General features: G+C 63.0%; 14 protein-coding genes. 7 read left to right on the top strand and 7 right to left on the bottom strand.

Going from position 1 to position 18,052, the window contains the following annotated elements:
- Positions 1 to 388: 388 nt before the first annotated feature.
- Complete coding sequence (locus tag BMY03_RS07960; protein WP_094010762.1) at positions 389 to 1,609, bottom strand: CaiB/BaiF CoA transferase family protein; 1,221 nt, start codon at positions 1,607 to 1,609, stop codon at positions 389 to 391.
- Between the two features lie 15 nt (positions 1,610 to 1,624).
- Complete coding sequence (locus BMY03_RS07965; RefSeq protein WP_023630017.1) at positions 1,625 to 2,806, bottom strand: acyl-CoA dehydrogenase; 1,182 nt, start codon at positions 2,804 to 2,806, stop codon at positions 1,625 to 1,627.
- A 163-nt stretch (positions 2,807 to 2,969) separates the two neighbouring features.
- On the opposite strand from BMY03_RS07965, the gene BMY03_RS07970 reads away from it, so the two are divergent.
- From BMY03_RS07970 to BMY03_RS07990, 5 genes are all read left to right on the top strand, one after another.
- Positions 2,970 to 3,869 carry a LysR family transcriptional regulator gene (locus BMY03_RS07970; protein WP_094010763.1) on the top strand — a complete coding sequence of 300 codons (900 nt, stop codon included), beginning with the start codon at positions 2,970 to 2,972 and terminating at the stop codon, positions 3,867 to 3,869.
- A gap of 438 nt (positions 3,870 to 4,307) precedes the next feature.
- Entirely contained in the window at positions 4,308 to 5,429 is a 1,122-nt protein-coding gene (locus tag BMY03_RS07975; RefSeq protein WP_094010764.1) for a Re/Si-specific NAD(P)(+) transhydrogenase subunit alpha, read from the top strand.
- An 11-nt stretch (positions 5,430 to 5,440) separates the two neighbouring features.
- Complete coding sequence (locus tag BMY03_RS07980) at positions 5,441 to 5,755, top strand: NAD(P) transhydrogenase subunit alpha part 2 (RefSeq protein WP_023631272.1); 315 nt, start codon at positions 5,441 to 5,443, stop codon at positions 5,753 to 5,755.
- 2 nt (positions 5,756 to 5,757) lie between these two features.
- On the top strand, positions 5,758 to 7,194 hold the full coding sequence (locus BMY03_RS07985; protein ID WP_023631271.1) for an NAD(P)(+) transhydrogenase (Re/Si-specific) subunit beta: 1,437 nt from the start codon (positions 5,758 to 5,760) through the stop codon (positions 7,192 to 7,194).
- 193 nt (positions 7,195 to 7,387) lie between these two features.
- On the top strand, positions 7,388 to 8,881 hold the full coding sequence (locus tag BMY03_RS07990) for a succinyl-CoA:acetate CoA-transferase ScpC (RefSeq protein WP_094010765.1): 1,494 nt from the start codon (positions 7,388 to 7,390) through the stop codon (positions 8,879 to 8,881).
- Between the two features lie 101 nt (positions 8,882 to 8,982).
- On the opposite strand, the gene BMY03_RS07995 is transcribed toward BMY03_RS07990, so the two are convergent.
- Positions 8,983 to 10,650 (bottom strand): putative bifunctional diguanylate cyclase/phosphodiesterase, encoded by a 1,668-nt coding sequence (locus tag BMY03_RS07995; protein ID WP_094010766.1) that lies wholly within the window; start codon positions 10,648 to 10,650, stop codon positions 8,983 to 8,985.
- A gap of 256 nt (positions 10,651 to 10,906) precedes the next feature.
- Between BMY03_RS07995 and rep the strand changes: the two genes are divergently transcribed.
- Together rep and BMY03_RS08005 are read left to right on the top strand one after the other, a co-directional pair.
- Positions 10,907 to 12,916, top strand: coding sequence for a DNA helicase Rep (rep, locus tag BMY03_RS08000; protein ID WP_094010767.1), 2,010 nt, complete (start codon positions 10,907 to 10,909; stop codon positions 12,914 to 12,916).
- 221 nt (positions 12,917 to 13,137) lie between these two features.
- The gene (locus BMY03_RS08005; RefSeq protein WP_011536381.1) at positions 13,138 to 13,710 is read left to right on the top strand and encodes a xanthine phosphoribosyltransferase; all 573 of its coding nucleotides are present in this window, start codon (positions 13,138 to 13,140) and stop codon (positions 13,708 to 13,710) included.
- Between the two features lie 39 nt (positions 13,711 to 13,749).
- Here the strand turns inward: BMY03_RS08005 and BMY03_RS08010 are convergent, their stop codons facing one another.
- From BMY03_RS08010 to alr, 4 genes are all read right to left on the bottom strand, one after another.
- Positions 13,750 to 15,612 carry an acetyl-CoA hydrolase/transferase C-terminal domain-containing protein gene (locus tag BMY03_RS08010; protein WP_094010768.1) on the bottom strand — a complete coding sequence of 621 codons (1,863 nt, stop codon included), beginning with the start codon at positions 15,610 to 15,612 and terminating at the stop codon, positions 13,750 to 13,752.
- A 145-nt stretch (positions 15,613 to 15,757) separates the two neighbouring features.
- Positions 15,758 to 16,162 (bottom strand): c-type cytochrome, encoded by a 405-nt coding sequence (locus BMY03_RS08015; RefSeq protein ID WP_038707641.1) that lies wholly within the window; start codon positions 16,160 to 16,162, stop codon positions 15,758 to 15,760.
- 154 nt (positions 16,163 to 16,316) lie between these two features.
- Positions 16,317 to 16,865 carry a cupin domain-containing protein gene (locus BMY03_RS08020; protein WP_023629132.1) on the bottom strand — a complete coding sequence of 183 codons (549 nt, stop codon included), beginning with the start codon at positions 16,863 to 16,865 and terminating at the stop codon, positions 16,317 to 16,319.
- A gap of 108 nt (positions 16,866 to 16,973) precedes the next feature.
- Positions 16,974 to 18,047 carry an alanine racemase gene (gene alr / locus BMY03_RS08025; RefSeq protein WP_094011052.1) on the bottom strand — a complete coding sequence of 358 codons (1,074 nt, stop codon included), beginning with the start codon at positions 18,045 to 18,047 and terminating at the stop codon, positions 16,974 to 16,976.
- Positions 18,048 to 18,052 lie beyond the last annotated feature (5 nt).

An 18,052-nucleotide genomic window follows, 5' to 3' on the forward strand; every position in this document is an offset into this window, starting at 1 on the left:
TTCGTCTCAACCGAGGCGCGCATTCTACGCTTTCCTCATTGGCTGTCAAGCGTTTATTTTGAAGTATTTTGCGAGAAACCCGTTCAACTTCAAACACTTGACTCGCTGCGATCTCTCGTAGCGGGAGGCGAATCATACAGCGTTACAACCTGCTGTCAACTGCCTTTTTCACCACTGCCGATCTGACGACCGAAGCACCTCCGCAACCCTCTTGATCGATCAACCCATTGATATTCAAGGAGTTTTTCGTTCCGATGTCGCTGGAAGTGGGCGCATTATAAGGGGATCTGAAAGCCCGTCAACCTTTATTTCACAAAACCTTCAGATTGTTGAAAAGCAAAGCGGGGCGGCCTGCCGGCCGCCCCGCTTCTTACATCTATAGCGCGTATTACAGCACCCCTGCGCCCCGAAGGCTCTGCACCGCTTCCCCGCTCAGCCCCAGCACATCCATGAGCACCGCCTCGGTGTGCTCCCCCAGCAATGGAGGCGCATGCCGATACTCCACCGGCGTCTCCGACAACCGAATGGGGCTGGCCACCTGCGGCACGCTGCCCGCCAGCGGATGTGGAACATTCACCGCCAGCCCACGCGCCAATACCTGTGGGTCCTGGAACATCTGCGCCAGGTCATTGATCGGCCCGCATGGAACACCTGCCTTCTCCAGCTCAGTGACCCATTCAGCCGTGGTCTTGAACACCGTAGCCTGGCGAATCAACGGAATCAGCTCCGCACGATTGGCTACCCGCTGCTTATTAGTAGAGAACCGCGGGTCATCCGCCCACTGTGCCTGCCCCGCCACTTCAGCAAACTTGCGGAACTGCCCGTCATTACCCACGGTGAGAATGAAATTGCCATCCGCCGTCGGGAAGTCCTGGTAGGGCACGATATTGGGGTGCGCATTGCCCAACCGCCGGGGTGGGTTGCCTGTGGTGAGGTAGTTCATCGCCTGATTGGCCAGGCAGGCAACCTGCACATCCAGCAACGCCATGTCGATATGCTGGCCTGTGCCCGCCTGATCACGATGCGCCAAGGCCGCAAGAATCGCCACGGTGGAATACAGCCCGGTCAGGATGTCAGTGAGCGCCACCCCAACCTTCATCGGCCCCGCACCCTCCTCCCCCTCCGGGCGCCCGGTCAGGCTCATCAGCCCGCCCAACCCCTGGATCATGAAGTCATAGCCGGCACGCTTGGCATACGGCCCGGTCTGACCAAAACCGGTGATCGAGCAATAGATAAGCTTCGGATTGATGGCCTTCAGGCTTTGGTAATCCAACCCGTATGCCGCCAACCCTCCCACCTTGAAGTTCTCAATGACGATATCCGACTTCGCCGCCAACTCACGCACCAGGCGCTGGCCTTCGGGCTGAGTGAAGTCGATGGTCACCGAGCGCTTGTTGCGGTTGGCCGACAGGTAGTAGGCCGCCTCGCTGGTATTCTCGCCCTGGGCATCGCGCAAGAAAGGCGGCCCCCAGGAGCGGGTGTCGTCACCTGCGCCGGGGCGCTCCACCTTGATTACATCCGCTCCAAGGTCGGCAAGGATCTGGCCGGACCAGGGGCCGGCCAATACCCGGGAAAGATCCAGCACCCGCAGATGGGAAAGCGCGCCCATGGCCTGGCTCCTCTATTAATAGAACGCCTGGATGCCGGTCTGCGCACGCCCAAGGATCAGCGCATGCACGTCGTGAGTACCTTCATAGGTGTTGACTACCTCGAGGTTGACCAGGTGGCGGGCGACGCCGAACTCGTCGGAAATACCATTGCCACCCAGCATGTCCCGCGCCAGGCGAGCGATGTCCAGGGCCTTGCCGCAGGAGTTGCGCTTCATGATCGAGGTGATCTCGACCGCCGCGGTCCCTTCGTCCTTCATCCGGCCCAGGCGCAGGCAGCCTTGCAGGGCCAGGGTGATCTCGGTCTGCATGTCGGCCAGCTTCTTCTGGATCAACTGGTTGGCAGCCAGCGGGCGGCCAAACTGCTGACGATCCAGGGTGTATTGGCGAGCGGTGTGCCAGCAGGCCTCGGCGGCCCCCAGCGCACCCCAGGAGATGCCGTAGCGGGCCGAGTTCAGGCAGGTGAACGGGCCTTTGAGGCCGCGCACGTCGGGGAAGATGTTCTCTTCCGGCACAAACACGTTATCCATGACGATCTCGCCGGTGATCGAAGCGCGCAGGCCGACCTTGCCATGGATGGCCGGAGCACTGAGGCCGTCCCAGCCTTTCTCCAGCACGAAGCCGCGGATATCGCCGGCATCGTCCTTGGCCCAGACCACGAATACATCGGCGATCGGGCTGTTGGTGATCCACATCTTGCTGCCGCTCAGGCGATAACCACCGTCGACCTTGCGGGCGCGGGTGATCATCGAGCCAGGGTCGGAACCATGGTTGGGCTCGGTCAGGCCGAAGCAGCCAATCCATTCGCCACTGGCCAGCTTTGGCAGGTACTTCTGCTTCTGTGCCTCGGTACCAAACTCGTTGATCGGCACCATGACCAGCGATGATTGCACGCTCATCATCGAGCGGTAGCCGGAGTCGATACGCTCCACCTCGCGGGCGATCAGGCCGTAGCAGACGTAGTTCAGGCCGCTGCCGCCGTACTGCTCGGGAATGGTCGCGCCGAGCAGGCCGACTTCGCCCATCTCACGGAAGATCGCCGGATCCGTCTGCTCGTGACGGAACGCCTCCAGCACACGGGGTGCCAGCTTGTCCTGGGCGAACTGATAGGCGCTGTCACGGACCATGCGCTCTTCTTCAGTGAGCTGCTGATCCAGCAGCAGCGGGTCGATCCAGTTGAAGCTTGCCTTGCCAGCCATGTGCGGATTCCTCGAAAGATGGGAACGAATTGTTGTGCTGGATTGATCCTAGGCCTGTTTGGCGTGAGGGACAAACGAGGATTGCGCACCGTTTAGTGATATTTTCTCACTTCGTAATCATCAAAATGCCCTGCTCAACGCCTGACATGTGAGGTTCACGTACATGCGCCGCAAGATTCCCAGCACCACTGCCCTGGTCTGCTTCGAGGCGGCCGCACGTCACGAGAGCTTCACCAAGGCCGCTCAGGAACTGGCCCTGACCCAGGGTGCCGTCTGTCGGCAGATCGGCAGCTTGGAGACCTTCCTCAATGTCGAACTGTTCCGCCGTTCGCGCCGGGGCGTGAAATTGACCGAAGCCGGGCTCTCCTATAGCCGCCAGGTAGCCGCACAGCTGGATGCGGTGGAGCGCGACACGCTTTCGGTGATGCGCCAGCAAGGCGCCAATGTCATCGAACTGGCGGTGGTGCCGACCTTCGGCACCCAGTGGTTGCTGCCGCGCCTGAAGGACTTCCAGCAGCGTCACCCCGAGGTCACGGTCAACCTGACCAACCGCACCCGCCCCTTCCTGTTTGCCGACACGCCCTTCGATGCCGCCATTTACTTCGGCGACGCAGACTGGTCGGGCACCCAATCCCACCGACTGATGGGCGAGAACCCCATGCCGGTGTGCAGCCCTTCCCTGCTGGAAGGGCAAGCCAGCCTCGACGCCCAGCGCATTGCCGGCTTGCCGCTGCTGCAGCAGACCACCCGCCCCTATGCCTGGCGACAATGGTTCGACGGCTTGGGGATGAGCGTCGAACGCGACATGACCGGCCCGCGCTACGAGCTGTTTTCGATGCTGGCCCAGGCCGCCATGCATGACATGGGCATTGCGCTGATTCCACCGTTCCTGATCCAGCGTGAGCTGCAGGAGGGCCGACTGGTGGTCGCTAACAGGCATGCCCTCTCCAGCGACAAGGCCTACCATCTGATGATCCCCGAGCGGAAGGTCGAGTCCGCCTCGCTACGGGCGTTCCGCGACTGGCTGGTGGCGCAGGCGCAACAGTACACCGCCACGGAATAGGGTGAAACGGCCAAAGCTGACCCCGTAGTCAATTATTTTGAACACCTACAGATATATGGATTTGTCGCAAATCCGTAATCTGTTCCGTTCACCCTGAAAAACCTAGCAACCCTAGTTACTGCGCGGGTTTGCAGCTAATTTTGCGACATTCAGCAAACTGAGAACGAAAATAGCGGAATTTTTTTCAAATTTTCTCCTAAGCTCCGCATAGCGCGTGCTTGACGGGTCGAGGGCAGGTCGTTGCGACATACGGTCACAGGGTGACTTGTAGTTTTAACTTCGTTTCGCTTCAGAACCGGTTGAAGGCCCTCGGGTTCGTCTGCAAAATGCCTCCCCCGCCCCGGATCCGGCGGGGTCGTGCTCTACGACCACCCAGCCGCACCACCCGAAGTGCGCTGGTTCCTATAAAGACAAAAGGTCACCGCAGGAGACAAAGTCGTGCACATTGGTGTTCCTCTCGAGACGCAGACGGGTGAGACAAGGGTCGCCGCGACCCCGGAAACCATCAAGAAATTGGTTGGCCAGGGCCATCAGGTCACCGTGCAACGGGGGGCAGGGCTCAAGGCCAGCATTCCGGACAGTGCCTATGAGGCCGTTGGCGCCAACTTGGGCGAAGCCGCCGACGCCTTCGGCGCTCAGCTGGTGCTCAAGGTGGTCGCGCCCAGTGATCAGGAACTGACGCTGATCAACAGCGGCAGCCTGCTGGCAGGCATGCTCAACCCGTTCAACAACGAACTGATCGCCAAGATGGCCGAGCGCGGCATCACCGCCTTCGCCCTGGAGGCTGCACCGCGCACCTCACGCGCGCAAAGCCTCGACGTGCTGTCGTCGCAAGCCAACATCGCCGGCTACAAGGCCGTGCTGCTGGCAGCCCACCACTACCCGCGCTTCATGCCCATGCTGATGACCGCCGCCGGCACCGTGAAAGCCGCCCGTGTGCTGATCCTCGGTGCCGGTGTGGCCGGCCTGCAGGCCATCGCCACGGCCAAGCGCCTGGGCGCGGTGATCGAGGCGTCCGACGTGCGCCCGGCAGTGAAGGAGCAGATCGAGTCGCTCGGCGCCAAGTTCATCGACGTGCCCTACGAGACCGACGAGGAACGTGAGTGCGCCGAAGGTGTGGGCGGCTACGCCCGGCCAATGCCGGCCAGCTGGATGCAGCGCCAGGCCCAGGCCGTGCACGAGCGTGCCAAGCAGGCTGACATCGTCATCACCACCGCATTGATCCCCGGACGCAAGGCACCGACCCTGCTCAGCGCCGAGACCGTGGCGCAGATGAAACCCGGTTCGGTGGTCATCGACCTGGCCGCGGTCCAAGGCGGCAACTGCCCGCTGACCGTGGCCGACCAGGTGGTGATGGCGCACGGCGTGACCCTCGTCGGCCCGACCAACCTGCCGGCCCAGGTCGGTGCCGACGCCTCGGCGCTGTACGCGCGCAACCTGCTGGACTTCATGAAGCTGCTGTTCGACAAGGACGGCAACCTGGTCATCAACCTCGAAGACGACATCGTCGCCGCGTGCCTGATGTGCCGCGACGGCCAGGTCGTGCGCAAGAACGGCTGAGGAGCACGACAATGGAAGACATGCTGATTTCTCACGGCATCTACAACCTGATCATCTTCGTGCTGGCCATCTACGTGGGCTACCACGTGGTGTGGAACGTCACCCCGGCCCTGCACACGCCGTTGATGGCAGTCACCAACGCCATTTCCGCGATCGTCATCGTCGGTGCCATGCTGGCTGCCGCGCTGACCGTCACCCCGGCCGGCAAGGTCATGGGCACCCTGGCGGTGGCGCTGGCCGCGGTCAACGTGTTCGGTGGCTTCCTGGTCACCCGCCGCATGCTTGAGATGTTCAAGAAGAAAACCAAGAACGAGGGGCAGAAGTAAGCATGAGCATGAATCTGGTAACGCTCCTCTACCTCGTCGCCTCGGTATGCTTTATCCAGGCGCTCAAGGGCCTGTCGCACCCGACCACTTCGCGGCGCGGCAACCTGTTCGGCATGATCGGCATGGGCATCGCCATCCTCACCACAGTTGGCCTCATCTATAAGCTTGGCGCCGAGCTTGCGACCGCGGGTATCGGCTACGTGATCGTCGGCTTGTTGGTCGGTGGTACTGCCGGTTCGATCATGGCCAAGCGTGTCGAGATGACCAAGATGCCGGAGCTGGTCGCCTTCATGCACAGCATGATCGGCCTGGCCGCGGTATTCATTGCCATCGCCGCCGTGCTCGAACCACAGTCGCTGGGCATCGTCGCCGCCATCAGCGACCCGATCCCCACCGGCAACCGCCTCGAGCTGTTCCTTGGCGCGGCCATTGGCGCCGTCACCTTCTCAGGTTCCGTGATCGCCTTCGGCAAGCTGTCGGGCAAGTACAAGTTCCGCCTGTTCCAGGGCGCACCGGTACAGTTCGCCGGCCAGCACAAGTTGAACCTGATCCTGGGCTTGGCGACCATCGCCCTGGGGCTGCTGTTCACCTTCACCGGCCACTACAGCGCCTTCACCCTGATGCTGGCCCTGGCCTTCGTCATGGGCGTGCTGATCATCATCCCGATCGGCGGCGCAGACATGCCGGTGGTGGTGTCGATGCTCAACAGCTATTCGGGTTGGGCAGCAGCCGGTATCGGCTTCTCGCTGAACAACTCGATGCTGATCATCGCCGGCTCCCTGGTCGGCTCCAGCGGTGCGATCCTCTCGTACATCATGTGCAAGGCGATGAACCGTTCGTTCTTCAATGTGATCCTCGGTGGCTTCGGTGCCGACGTCGATGCCGGTGCCGCGACGGGTTCGAAAGAGCAGCGCCCGGTGAAATCCGGCTCGGCCGACGACGCTACCTTCCTGCTGAGCAACGCCGACAGCGTGATCATCGTCCCGGGCTACGGCCTGGCGGTGGCCCGCGCCCAGCACGCGCTCAAGGAACTGACCGAGAAGCTGACCCACAACGGCGTGACCGTGAAGTATGCGATCCACCCGGTAGCGGGGCGCATGCCCGGGCACATGAACGTGCTGCTGGCCGAGGCCGAGGTGCCGTACGACCAGGTGTTCGAGATGGAGGACATCAACGCCGAGTTCGGCCAGGCCGACGTGGTGCTGGTGCTGGGCGCCAACGACGTGGTCAACCCGGCAGCGAAGAATGATCCGAAGTCGCCGATCGCCGGCATGCCGATCCTCGAGGCCTTCAAGGCCAAGACCATCATCGTCAACAAGCGCTCCATGGCCAGCGGCTATGCCGGCCTGGACAACGAGTTGTTCTACCTGGACAAGACCATGATGGTGTTCGGTGACGCGAAGAAGGTCATCGAGGACATGGTCAAGGCTGTGGAATAGGTCCAAGGACCGCATCACGACCGCTTGTACAAGACAAACCCCGGGAAGCCATTTCCGGGGTTTGTCGCATTTGCCTGATCCAGATCAACGGCTCTATTTCCGGGCCGCTCATACGACCATGGTCGCGGGACGGCACCGGGCGAAATCTCTAGACTGCGCTTCCAGTAGCTTCAGTAGCCTGAGATAACAATCCATGTACCGTGATCGTATCCGCTTGTCCTCCCTGCACAGCAAGGTAATGAGTGCGGCTGACGCCGCTGGCCTGATCGAGGACGGCATGACCGTCGGCATGAGCGGCTTTACCCGCGCCGGTGAAGCCAAGGCCGTGCCCCACGCACTGGCCGAGCGCGCCAAGCAGTCGCCGCTGAAGATCAGCCTGATGACCGGCGCCAGCCTGGGCAACGACCTGGACAAGCAACTGACCGAAGCCGGCGTACTCGCCCGGCGCATGCCGTTCCAGGTCGACAGCACCCTGCGCAAGGCCATCAACGACGGCAAGGTAATGTTCATCGACCAGCACCTGTCGGAAACCGTCGAGCAGTTGCGCAACAAGCAACTGACCCTGCCGGACATCGCGGTCATCGAGGCAGTGGCGATCACCGAGCAAGGCCATATCGTGCCGACCACCTCGGTGGGCAACTCGGCCAGCTTCGCGATCTTCGCCAAGCAGGTCATCGTCGAGATCAACCTGTCGCACAACGCCAACCTCGAAGGCCTGCACGACATCTACATCCCGACCTACCGTCCGACCCGCACGCCGATCCCGCTGGTGAAGGTCGACGACCGCATCGGCAGCACTGCGATCCCGATCGACCCTGCGAAGATCGTTGGCATCGTCATCAGCGACCAGTCGGACTCGCCGTCCACCGTGCTGCCGCCGGATCACGAGACCCAAGGCATCGCCGACCACCTGATCGCCTTCCTCAAGGGCGAGGTGGACGCCGGCCGCATGAGCAACAACCTAGGCCCGCTGCAGGCCGGCATCGGCAGCATCGCCAACGCGGTGATGTGCGGCCTGATCGAGTCGCCGTTCGAAAACCTGACCATGTACTCCGAAGTGCTGCAGGATTCGACCTTCGACCTGATCGACGCCGGCAAGCTGAGCTTTGCCTCGGGCAGCTCGATCACCCTGTCGAGCCGACGCAATGCCGATGTGTTCGGCAATCTGGAGCGCTACAAGGACAAGCTGGTGCTGCGTCCGCAGGAGATTTCCAACCACCCTGAAGTCGTGCGTCGCTTAGGCATCATCGGCATCAACACGGCGCTGGAGTTCGACATCTACGGCAACGTCAACTCCACCCACGTCTGCGGCACCAAGATGATGAACGGCATCGGCGGCTCGGGCGACTTCGCCCGCAACGCCCACCTGGCGATCTTCGTCACCAAGTCAATCGCCAAGGGCGGCGCGATTTCCAGCGTGGTGCCGATGGTCAGTCACGTCGACCATACCGAGCACGACGTGGACATCCTGGTGACCGAGGTGGGCCTGGCCGACCTGCGCGGCCTGGCGCCACGCGAGCGCGCCCGGGTGATCATCGACAACTGCGTGCACCCGGACTACCGCGCCGCGCTGAACGATTACTTCGAGCGCGCCTGCCAGCGTGGCGGGCATACCCCGCATATCCTGCGCGAGGCGCTGAGCTGGCACGAGAACCTGGAGGAGACCGGGCGCATGCTCGCCGGTTGATCCAAAGGCGACAGGCGCCGCTGACGCGGCGCATCGCCGGCAAGCCACCTCCCACAAGGACGGCACAAAACCTATGGGAGCCGGCTTGCCGGCGATGGGGGCTAAAGGGTCTGCACCAGGCCCGGAGCCGGCACCTGCAACAGGTACTCGATCAACGCCTCCACCGGCAACGGCCGACTGACCAGGAAGCCCTGCACCTGGTCGCAACCGAACGCCCGCAGCAGCGCCAGCTGCTCCTCACTCTCCACACCTTCTGCCACCACCTCCAGGTTGAGGTTGTGCGCCAGGTTGATCATCGCGTGGACCAGCTTGGCGTTCTCTTCGCGTTGCTCCATGCCGCCGACGAAGCTCCGATCGACCTTCAGCAAGGTGATCGGCAAGCTGTTCAAGTGCACGAACGATGAAAAGCCGGTGCCGAAGTCATCCAGCGAGAAGCGCACCCCCAGCCGCCCGAGGGCATCCATGGTCTGGCGCACCAACTCGTTGCGCCGCATCACGGCAGTCTCGGTCAGCTCGAACTCCAGCCAGCGCGCATCGACCCCGTGCTCGACGATCAGCCGGCTCAGGGTTGCCAGCAACTGGCTGTCCTGGAATTGGCGGAAGCTCAGGTTCACCGCCATGTGCAGCGGTGCCAGGCCGCGCTCGCGCAAAGCCTGCATATCACTCAGCGCCCGCGAGATCACCCAGTAACCCAGAGGCACGATCAAACCGCTCTGCTCGGCCAACGGCACGAACTCGCTCGGTGCCAGCAGGCCGCGCTCGGGATGGTTCCAGCGCACCAGCGCCTCGAGCCCGACGATACGACCGTCGGCGAGGTTGAGCCGCGGCTGGTAGTGCAGTTCCAACTCGTCACGACGCAGGGCGCGGCGCAGTTCGCTTTCTAGGTCGGCCAGGCTGCGGGCGTTGCGATTGATGCGCTCGTTGAACACATGGAAGGTACAGCCCTGACTGCTCTTGGCCTGGCGCATGGCAATGTGCGCGTGCCACATCAGTGGGTCGGCGCCGGCCTGGGCGCGGGCATGGGCGATGCCCAGGCTACAGCCGAGCAGCAGGCTTTCGCCATCGATCCAATAGGGCTCGGTCAGAGCCTCGGTGATGCGCTCGGCCATCCACTCGGCGCGGTTGGGATCGCGCCGGGTGTCGATCAACAGGGCAAATTCGTCGCTGCCCAGACGCGCGAGTTGGTCACTTGCCTCCAGCTGATGCTTCAGCCGGGCGACCACCTGCAGGATCAGCCGATCGCCTCCCTGGTGGCCGAGGGCATCGTTGACGTGGCGAAAATTGTCCAGATCGAGGTGGCCAAGGGCCAGGCCACGGCCATCGTTCTCAGCCAAGCGGGCGGTCAACAGGGCCTGGAAGCCTTGCCGGTTGGCGATGCCGGTCAGCGGGTCTTGTTCGGCCAGGCGCTGCAGAGTGGCCACCAGCACGCCGCGCTCACGCACATGGCGCAGCGAACGACGCAGCGTGTCGGTAGTCAGCTGCGCCAGCACCAGCCAGTCGCTTGCGCCCAACGGGGCAGTGAGGGGCTCCTGCTCCAGCAGCAAGATGGTCGGCAGCTCGCAACGCCCCGGCGCAGGCTGCAGCTCGGGGGTAGCCAACACCACGGCCTGGCGGTCATTGGCAAACAGGCTGTCCACCGCCGCCCAGTTCGGCGCAGTCAGCAGCACAACGCTGCCACCCATCGGTTGCAGGCACTCGCGCAAATGCACGGCCCATTCCGACTCATCAGCCAACAGCAGCAAACGCAGGGGTTCGACAGGCGTGGACAAGCGGGCTCCTTAGACATGGGCGGTGGAACGGCGAGCGCGGGCAATCCTACCCGATTAATTGGAAATGATTTTCACTTTTAGTCGTTGCCTGTCCCTGGCCGCCATCCCGACGCAATCTGACGTGCATCCTGCGCGAAAGTAGCAGATGCGGCAAATCCGATTCGCGCCCTGCATCACAACGTCAGACGGTCGCGCATTAACCAGCCCATGCCTGCTAGAATGCGCGGCTATTTTCTGGTTACCCCCGGTTTCTAGCATGTCCCGACTCAATCCCCGGCAACAGGAAGCCCGCGACTACGTCGGCGGCCCTCTTTTGGTGCTCGCCGGTGCAGGCTCCGGCAAGACCAGCGTGATCACGCGCAAGATTGCCCACCTCATCCAGAACTGCGGCATCCGTGCCCAGTACATCGTCGCCATGACCTTTACCAACAAGGCCGCGCGCGAGATGAAGGAGCGAGTCGCCACCCTGCTGCGTCCGGGGGAAGGCCGTGGCCTGACCGTGTGCACCTTCCACAACCTTGGCCTGAACATCATCCGCAAGGAGCATGACCGCCTGGGCTACAAGCCGGGGTTCTCGATCTTCGACGAGTCCGACATCAAGGCATTGCTGTCGGACATCATGCAGAAGGAATACTCCGGCGACGACGGCATCGACGAGATCAAGAACATGATCGGTGCCTGGAAGAACGACCTGGTCCTGCCGCCCGAGGCCCTGGAAAAGGCGCGCAACCCGCGCGAGCAGACCGCGGCCATCGTCTACACCCACTACCAGCGCACGCTCAAGGCCTTCAACGCGGTGGACTTCGACGACCTGATCCTGCAGCCGGTGAAGCTGTTCCAGGAACACCCCGACGTGCTCGAACGCTGGCAGAACCGCGTGCGCTACCTGCTGGTGGACGAATACCAGGACACCAACGCCAGCCAGTACCTGCTGGTGAAGATGCTGATCGGCATGCGCAACCAGTTCACCGTGGTCGGCGACGACGACCAGTCGATCTACGCCTGGCGTGGCGCCCGCCCCGAGAACCTGATGCTGCTCAAGGAGGACTACCCCTCCCTGAAGATCGTCATGCTCGAGCAAAACTACCGCTCCACCAGCCGCATCCTGCGCTGCGCCAACGTGCTGATCGCCAACAACCCGCATGCCTTCGAAAAGCAGCTGTGGAGCGAGATGGGCATCGGCGACGAGATCCGCGTGATCCGCTGCAAGAACGAGGAAGCCGAGGCCGAACGCGTGGCCATGGAAATCCTCACCCTGCACCTGCGCACCAACCGCCCGTACAGCGACTTCGCCATCCTCTACCGCGGCAACTACCAGGCCAAGCTGATCGAATTGAAGCTGCAGCACCACCAGGTGCCGTATCGCCTGTCCGGCGGCAACAGCTTCTTCGGTCGCCAGGAGGTCAAGGACCTGATGGCCTACCTGCGCCTGCTGGTGAACCCCGACGACGACAATGCCTACCTGCGCGTGATCAACGTACCGCGCCGCGAAATCGGCTCGACCACGCTGGAAAAGCTCGGTAACTACTCAACCGAGCGCGGTATCTCGATGTACGCCGCCAGCGAGGAGATGGGCCTGGGCGAGCACCTCGACGCTCGCTACACCGAACGCCTGCAGCGCTTCAAGCACTGGCTCGACGGGGTACGCCACAAAGTCGCCCTGGACGACCCGATCGCCGCGCTGCACGAGATGATCCGCGACATCGACTACGAGAACTGGATCCGCCAGCAAACCGCCAGCGACAAGGCCGCGGAGTTCCGCATCAGCAACGTCTGGTTCCTGGTTGAAGCGCTGAAGAACACCCTCGAGAAGGACGAAGAGGGTGACATGACCATCGAGGACGCAATCGGCAAGCTGGTACTGCGCGACATGCTCGAGCGCCAGCAGGAAGAGGAAGAAAACGCCGAGGGCGTGCAGATGATGACCCTGCACGCCTCCAAGGGCCTGGAATTCCCTTACGTGTTCATCATGGGCATGGAGGAGGAGATTCTTCCCCACCGCTCGAGTATCGAGGCCGACACCATCGAGGAAGAACGCCGCCTGGCCTACGTGGGCATCACCCGCGCGCGCCAGACCCTGGCCTTCACCTTCGCCGCCAAGCGCAAGCAGTACGGCGAAATCATCGATTGCACACCGAGCCGGTTCCTGGATGAACTGCCGCCGGACGACCTGGCCTGGGAAGGCCTGGACGATGCGCCCGTGGAAGTGAAAGCCGCGCGCGGCAACAACGCCCTGGCCGATATCCGGGCAATGCTCAAACGCTGATCAACCATTATTCTTAAACTTTGCCGCTATTTGCGGCCACGGTGGCTTGTATGGCCGATTTGTGAGTTCAAATTCGAGTGCCAGGGTTCGGCACACAAGGCGACACGACGAGTCGTAGCCCAGCTACGGCGAGGAGTGGCAACGCAGTGTGACGAAGTCTGGCGCCGAAGTTGGACTTACAAATCGGCCATACAGGCCACTCATTACATCGGAGACACACAGTGGAAGCACTGCAGCAGAAGATTCGCGAAGAAGGCATCGTGCTTTCCGACCAGGTACTCAAAGTCGATGCGTTTCTCAACCACCAGATCGACCCGGCGCTGATGCAGCTGATCGGTGACGAGTTCGCCCGCCTGTTCGCCGACTCCGGCGTGACCAAGATCGTCACCATCGAAGCCTCGGGAATTGCCCCGGCGGTGATGACCGGCCTGAAGCTCGGCGTGCCGGTGATCTTCGCCCGCAAGCACCAGTCGCTGACCTTGACCGAGAACCTGCTGACTGCCTCGGTGTATTCCTTCACCAAGCAGACCGAGAACACCGTGGCCATCTCGCCGCGCCACCTCAACAGCAGCGACCGCGTGCTGGTGATCGATGACTTCCTGGCCAACGGCAAGGCGTCCCAGGCGCTGATCTCGATCATCAAGCAAGCCGGCGCCACCGTGGCCGGCCTGGGCATCGTCATCGAGAAGTCGTTCCAGGGCGGCCGCGCCGAGCTGGACAGCCAGGGCTACCGCGTCGAATCGCTGGCCCGGGTGAAGTCGCTGGAAGGTGGCGTGGTCACCTTCATCGAGTGATGGATCCGTGGGAGCGGGCTTGCCCGCTCCCACGCAGCCTCACGGCTTGGTAGCCTGAAGCCCCGCCAGCAGCAGCCGCTGGTACAACTCCTCCTTCAGCCCCTGTGGCTCCCCCAGCCCCATGCGCGCCAACTGCGCTGCATAGGCCTCGGGCGCCGGCGCATCCAGCGCCGCCTTGCCCAGCTCCAGCACCTCGCTCAGCTTGAACTTGCTCTTGAGCCAATTCAGCGCCCGCAACAAGTCACGCTCCTCGGCCGTGAAATCGCTGCCCAGCGGATATTCCGGAAACAATCGCGCATGCCGCGCGCGGGTTGCCTCCAGGCGCTCGGGAGTGTTGTCGGTATAGCGCGCATCCAGCACGAAGTCCTTCGCCAGCTTGCCCGCCGACTTGGCCCGCTCCATCAGCTCGCGCTGAAAACGAGAATCACTGATCGCCAGCAGCCGCGCAATCACCTCGCTGTCGGTCTGCCCGCGCAGGTCGGCAATGCCGTATTCGGTGATCACGATGTCTCGCAAGTGCCGGGGTATGGTGCAGTGGCCGTAGGTCCAGTAAAGGTTGGAGGTCACCTCACCACCGGCCTCGCGCCAGCTACGCAGCAACAGGATCGAGCGACCGCCCTCCAGCGCATGGCCCTGGGCGACGAAGTTGTACTGCCCGCCCACGCCGCTGAGCACCCGGCCATCTTCGAGCTGGTCGGCGACACCGGCCCCCAGCAAGGTCATGCCGAATACCGTATTGATGAAACGCGCATCTCGGCGCTGACGGCGCTTGCGCTCTTCCTGGCCGTACAGCTCGTTGATGTAGCTGATGGCGGTCATCGCGAAGCGTGCGCGCTGCTCCAGCGGCGTCTCGCGTAGGCGCTGGTAGAACGCCCGTGGGCCAAGGAAAAAGCCGCCATGCACCAGCACGCCGTGCTCGTCCGCGGGGCGGCGCACTACCCCGGCTTCGGCCAGGGCCAGCAACCCGTTGACGAACATTTCGCTGCAGCCATATAGCCCCTGGGCGAAGGTATCCAGCCCCCCTTCCCGCTCGATCAGAGCCTGCCATGGGCCCACATCCAGCTCATCGAGCAGCGCACGATAGCCTTCGTTGTCGCCCTGGCGTGCCAGCAGCGCCGCCGCCACCGCATCGCCCATGGCGCCGATGCCGATCTGCAGGGTACCGCCGTCGCGCACCAGGGTGCTGGCATGCAGGCCGATGCAATGGTCCTGGGTGTTCACCGGCATGTTTGGCGTTGAGAACAACCGGCGACTTTCGGGCTGGTCGATCAACAGGTCGAACTGCTCCAGGCCCAGTTCCGCGTCCCCTGGCATGTAGGGCAGTTCGTCATGGACCTGGCCAAGCACCAGGATGGTCTCGCCCTCAGCACGGCGCCGGGCGATCATCGGCAGCAGGTCCAGGGTGATATCGGGATTGCAGGCCAGGCTCAGGTGATCGGGCCGCTCGGGCGTGGCCGCCACTAGCTGCGCGATCAGGTTCAGCCCCTTGGCGTTGATATCCCGTGCTGCGTGGCTGTAGTTGCTGCTGACGTAGTCCTGCTGGGCCGTATCGCTGTGCAGCAGGCTGCCGGGCTGCATGAAGAACTGCTCGACACGGATGTTCGGCGGGAGCTTGTCGCCACGCAGGTCGGCCAGGTATGCGAGCTCCTCATAGTCGGCGAATACACGCTCGATGAAAGGCTCAAGGAAGCGCCGTTGCAAGCCATCGCCCAACGGCGGGCGGCCAAGTGACAGGGCGGTGTAAAGGGTCAGACGACGCTCGGGCAACTCGCTGATGCGGGTGTACAGCGCGTTGACGAAGGCATTGGGTTTGCCCAGGCCAAGCGGTAGGCCCATGTGAATATGGCTGGGCAGTCGGGCCAGGGCCTGTTCGACAGCCTGGTCGATGGAGCAGCGATACATCTGGGCCTCCTGAGTCATCCGTGGGTTCAGGGGTTGGACACAAGGCACAGCGGGTTGGTTGCCTGTCCCGTCCTCGCAATAGGGCTATCGGCCCAAAAACAAAAGCCCGCCATCAGAGGCGGGCCTTATACAAGTCAGGCCTGGCTCACAGCCCGGACATCTTCTTGATCGCACCCTTCAGGTCATCATCCGAGCAATCGGCGCAGGTGCCCTTCGGTGGCATGGCGTTGATCCCTGTGATGGCCTTGGCCAGGATGCCATCGAGTCCGCCCTGGTGGTCGGCACGCTCTTTCCACGCGGCGGTATCACCGATCTTCGGCGCGTTCAGCAGGCCGGTGCCATGGCAGGCATTGCAATGCTTGGCGATGATTTCGTCTGGCGTCTTGGCACCGCCGCCACCGGCGCTGGCGGCCACTTCCATGCCCTTGCATTCCTGGCCCTGGACGCACACCTGGCCGACCGGCTCGAGACGCTTGGCGATGTCGTCGTTGGTTGCAGCGGTTGCGCTCATTGCCCAAAGGGCGAATACGGCTGCTGGTACGGCCAGCATCTTCTTGATTTGGTTCACGCGAACACCCTCATGGTGGCTAATCACGCCCGCGGCCACGGAATTGCGAGCGTTGAAAAGTATAGCGGGAACCTGGAAGGCGTGAAACGACCACACTCAGGGAAAGGGTATTGACCCGTCAATGCACTGCGCTGGATCAAAAGTTCGACGGGGTGGCGGCGCTGATCAGCCGGGCCGGCTCCTCGAACGGGTTGCGGAAGCGGTGCGGGCGGGTGCTTTCGAAGTAGTAGCTGTCGCCGGCCTCGAGGATGAAGATCTCGGTGCCGACCACCAGTTCCAGGCGGCCTTCGAGAAGAATGCCGGTCTCTTCGCCATCGTGGGTGAGCATTTCCGCCCCCGTGTCGGCGCCCGGTGGGTAGACCTCGGTCAGAAACGCGATGGCGCGATTGGGGTGCGACTTGCCGACCAGCTTCATGGTGACCGCGCCGTCGGAAATGTCGATGAGCTCGTGGGCCTTGTAGACGATCTGGGTCGGGCTTTCCGGGGCCAGCTCCACCGAGAAGAACTCGACCATGGACATGGGGATACCGCTGAGCACCTTGCGCAGGGAGCTGATCGAAGGGCTCACGCTGTTCTTCTCGATCATCGAGATGGTGCTGTTGGTCACCCCCGCGCGCTTGGCGAGTTCGCGCTGGGACAAGCCCTTGAGCTTGCGGATGGCTTGCAGTCGTTCACCGACGTCCAAAGCTTGCGCCTCCAGAAACGGTCGAGGTTGGGGGAGTGTGAACGATATGATGGCAATGCCGTTCAGTATTTACAACACACAGCCCCGCAGCCTGTCCGCTTTGGCGCTTTATTCGCCGATATAGTCCAGCGGCACGCGCTTGAGATTGCAGAAGATCTGGTACGGGATGGTCCCGGCCTGCATGGCCACGTCGCTGGCCAGTACTTGCTTGCCCCACAACTCGACCGGGCTGCCGACAGTGGCTTCGGGCACGTCTGTCAGGTCGACGCAGAGCATGTCCATCGACACGCGGCCAATCAGCTGGGTGCGTTTGCCGGCCACCACCACTGGCGTGCCGGTAGGTGCCTGGCGCGGGTAGCCGTCGGCATAGCCCATGGCGACCACGCCGACCCGGGTCGGGCGCGGACTAACGAATTTGGCCCCGTAGCCCACCGGCTCGCCGGCCGGCAATTCCCGTACGCTGATGATACGCGATTGCAGGGTCATCACCGGCTGCAGGCGAGCTGCTTCGGCCTGCGCCACCTCGAACGGGGTGGCGCCGTAGAGCATGATGCCCGGGCGAACCCAGTCGCTCTTGATGCTCGGCCAGCCCAGCACGGCCGGCGAGTTGCGCAGGCTGCACTCGGCGGCCAGGCCCTGGCGAGCAGCCTCGAACACAGCGACCTGCTGTGCGGTGGCGGCGGCATCGAGCTCGTCGGCGCGGGCGAAGTGGCTCATCAGCACAATGCGCGAGACCTTGCCGCTGGCCAGCAGGCGCTGGTAGGCATCGGCGTAGTCCTTGGGGTGCACGCCGACACGGTGCATGCCGGTGTCCATCTTCAACCAGACGGTCAGCGGCTTGTGCACCGAGGTCTTCTCGATCGCTTCCAACTGCCATGGCGAATGCACCACGCACCACAGATCATGTTCGGCGATCAGCGAAAGCTCGCTGGCCTCGAAGAAGCCTTCGAGCAACAGAACGGGTGCCTTGATGCCTGCCGCGCGCAGCTCCAGGGCCTCCTCGATGCAGGCCACGGCAAAACCGTCGGCCTCGGCCTCGAGCGCCAGGGCGCACCGCACCGCGCCATGACCGTAGGCGTCGGCCTTGACCACGGCCAGGGCCTTGGCGCCGGTCAGCTCACGGGCGAGGCGGTAGTTGTGTCGGAGGGCTTGGAGGTCGATCAAGGCACGGGCGGGACGCATGGCGG

The sequence above is a fragment of the Pseudomonas soli genome (assembly GCF_900110655.1).
GTDB classification, from domain to species: domain Bacteria; phylum Pseudomonadota; class Gammaproteobacteria; order Pseudomonadales; family Pseudomonadaceae; genus Aquipseudomonas; species Aquipseudomonas soli.